Here is a 367-nt window from a genome sequence, read left to right as displayed (position 1 = left end):
GCCCCCTCGTCCCCCTCCTGCCACTCCTCCGCTTCCTCTACGGGCTCTACCATCGCAGTTTCCGCTTCTCCGCGACGAACGGGGTCAGCGAGGTTGAGATGTTCCAGTTCCTGCTGTGCCAGCGCGAGCTCGCTGGCCACCCGCAGCAGTCGCTGCTCCAGCACCTCGCTGACCATCTCAAAAAGTTCAGTGAGCCTGCCTAGACTCAGCCCGGAACGCTGGAACTCCACGTCGTCCAACGCATCCGCTGTGTTTTCTGAGCTCTCGTACTGCAAATATCCCGTACGTTGCATCTCGGCATCGCCGGTCACCACGAATCCTGTCGCCAGATCCGTCACCGTCATACCACTGACCAGCACACCCGATT

At 60.8% G+C, this 367-nt stretch carries 1 protein-coding gene; it reads right to left on the bottom strand.

The window, feature by feature from the left end; translation table 11 throughout:
• A partial coding sequence (locus CYJ76_RS11595) for a hypothetical protein (protein WP_202820492.1) occupies positions 1–311 on the bottom strand: 311 nt, incomplete at its 3' end.
• Positions 312–367: the final 56 nt, after the last annotated feature.

Origin of the sequence: Kytococcus schroeteri (assembly GCF_002847825.1) — a bacterium.
Taxonomy (GTDB): domain Bacteria; phylum Actinomycetota; class Actinomycetes; order Actinomycetales; family Dermatophilaceae; genus Kytococcus; species Kytococcus schroeteri.
The sequence above is the reverse complement of the archived record's forward strand: the minus strand, read 5'-3'. Positions and strand labels throughout refer to the sequence as shown.